The sequence below is a fragment of the Stenotrophomonas sp. HMWF023 genome (assembly GCF_003060985.1).
Taxonomy (GTDB): domain Bacteria; phylum Pseudomonadota; class Gammaproteobacteria; order Xanthomonadales; family Xanthomonadaceae; genus Stenotrophomonas; species Stenotrophomonas lactitubi.
In genome coordinates, this window is sequence record NZ_QAIJ01000224.1 from 1 (window position 1) to 836 (window position 836).

Below are 836 nucleotides of genomic sequence, written 5' to 3' on the forward strand. Positions count from 1 at the left end.
CCACCGGACCCACCCCGCCATCCCCCAGTAGCCCAGCATTTGACGTTGACGTTGACGTTGATTCGGCAGGTGCAGGGCGCAGCCCTGCCGCCCAACCTACTCCGGCATCAACACCAGCCCATCCGGATACACGATCGCCGCCTCGTCAGCACTCACATCGAAGAACCCCACGCCGTGCTTCTCGGCCAGGTCCTGCACCAACCCATGCGCGCGCTCGGCCACCGAATACGCGAACGCGCCATAGATCACATCGCGGCCGATGCTGTACTCGGTGACTTCGGCGCGATCGTCATCGTCGTTGCTCAGCGGGCCGTTCAGCGGCGGAAAGACCGCCGCCATCTCCGCAAACCACGCCTGCAACGCCGGGCTGCTGACCGCCGGGTCGTCGTACTCGTGGCGCTCGCCCCACTGCGCCTGCTTCTCGAACCAGGCGATGAACGCCACCGCTTCACGCGGGGCGACGCTGGCCTCGAACACCATCATGTCGTAACTCATTGGAGCTTCCTGTTGTCTGGTGAAAAGCCGCCGGGCATAGCGCGCTACCGGAGGATAAGGGCTGCGCCGGGGCATGCCCGGCGATTCGTATCAGGCGGACAGGGTAGCGCCGGGCCATGCCCGGCGATTCGTATCAGGCGGACAGGGTAGCGCCGGGCCATGCCCGGCGGATCGCATCAGACGGACGGCGCTGCGGCGTCCGCCAACCCCAGCGCCAACGCCTTCGCTTCCGGGAACAGCGCGAACCGCAGGCCGACCAGGCCCATCAGCGCCTCATCGCGGGCCTTGCACGCCGCCACGCTGCCGACCCGCCCCAAGGACGTGTCCAGCCGCTCGCGCAG

At 67.7% G+C, this 836-nt stretch carries 1 protein-coding gene; it reads right to left on the minus strand.

Going from position 1 to position 836, the window contains the following annotated elements:
• Positions 1–96: 96 nt before the first annotated feature.
• Positions 97–495, minus strand: coding sequence for a hypothetical protein (locus DBR20_RS12125; RefSeq protein WP_108266339.1), 399 nt, complete (start codon positions 493–495; stop codon positions 97–99).
• Positions 496–836: the final 341 nt, after the last annotated feature.

Coding starts and splice junctions, on each gene's coding strand:
- DBR20_RS12125 (WP_108266339.1), bottom strand. CDS start 495: ATGAGTTACGACATGATGGTGTTCGAGGCCAGCGTCGCCCCGCGTGAA.